This is a genomic window from Flavobacterium sp. GT3R68 (genome assembly GCF_007109225.1).
In the GTDB taxonomy this organism is placed as follows: domain Bacteria; phylum Bacteroidota; class Bacteroidia; order Flavobacteriales; family Flavobacteriaceae; genus Flavobacterium.
Genome location: NZ_VJZK01000029.1, coordinates 1 through 1237, shown reverse-complemented (window position 1 = coordinate 1237; position 1237 = coordinate 1). Strand labels below are relative to the sequence as shown.

2 protein-coding genes are annotated in these 1237 nt (G+C 33.3%); both read left to right on the top strand.

All coding sequences use genetic code 11. The features are described 5' to 3' along the window. Positions 1 to 112: 112 nt before the first annotated feature. Entirely contained in the window at positions 113 to 481 is a 369-nt protein-coding gene (locus FNW07_RS13650) for a hypothetical protein (RefSeq protein ID WP_126745376.1), read from the top strand. A 9-nt stretch (positions 482 to 490) separates the two neighbouring features. Then, positions 491 to 856, top strand: a complete 366-nt coding sequence (locus FNW07_RS13645; RefSeq protein ID WP_126745375.1) for a hypothetical protein — start codon at positions 491 to 493, stop codon at positions 854 to 856. Positions 857 to 1237 lie beyond the last annotated feature (381 nt).

The window sequence follows — 1237 nt, the reverse complement described above, 5'->3', positions numbered from 1 at the left end:
CAAAATTTAGAAAAGAATCTTACTTTTAACTAATTAATTTAACAGACCCGAAATTGCGTTAAGGTCTTGAATCCGCCCCAAGTAGAAACTATCTACCAGAAAACAAAAATTAATGAAAGAAGAAATTATAAACTGGATAAATAATATTCAACAAATTGATGGAATTCCGCCAAAAGAAGTGATTGCATTTAATTTTGGAATATACGAAGATGTCACAGGTTACAGAATGTACTTTGCTGGTAGTTTTGAATATGATGAAAATGATGATGATTGGGCATGCATCGAATTGCCTACAAAACCCTATAGATATTTAAATTTCCCCGAAAAGTTAAAATCAGAGCCGTGGAATAAAATTTTAAATTATAGTGCAAATGCCTTAATGGAATTAGAGAAGGAAGGAAAGCTAAATATTCCTTTGCTAGAAAATGCGATTGCTATAACAATTGGATTTGATGATGGAGAGTTAATTAGAATCAGATAAAAACCTCAAATGAATTTCTTTAAAAAACTTTTTGCGGCGAAGTTTCAGCCTGAAGATTATTACGAAACTATAATCACAGATAAGTTTGTCAAAGTTGAGCATCCAAAAAGAAAAACCGAACAAATATTATGGAAAGATATTGAGGAAATCAAATTAATAAATACCGACGTTGGACCATCGGCTCCGGATATTTGGCTTGCATTGCTTGGAGAAAACTCAGGTTGTTTAATACCACACGGAAGTTTAGGATTTGACAGAATTTATGATATTGTTTCAAAATATGATAATTTTAATTTTGAAAATGTAACCGAATCAATGCGATGCGCAGATAATAAAGAGTTTTTGTTGTGGGCAAAAAACAAAAACGGCATATAACAGCCGTTTGGCTAGATTGGGGTTTTAGGCTTAATTTAAAGTTGGTCTTGTATTTGAAAATTTTGTGCTTAACCGAAAAATAAATCTTAATTTAGTCCCCAACCTCGCCAAGCGGCGGGACGTTAACTGTAACCGTGTTCAGAACTTCGGTGAAATTAAAATATCGGTTTTCCTCAAAAAGTAAAAGCCAAACTTACTCAGAAAATTGGAAGCGTGAAAAGCCGAACTCACTCAAAAAACAACTTTATGCAAAGCCAAACTTACTCAGAAAATTAGAAGCGTGAAAAGCCGAACTCACTCAAAAAACATTTCGTCGAAAAACCAAACTGAATCGTAAAAACGGCAACAGTTAACATCGGTTTGCATCAATGGCTTAATTTC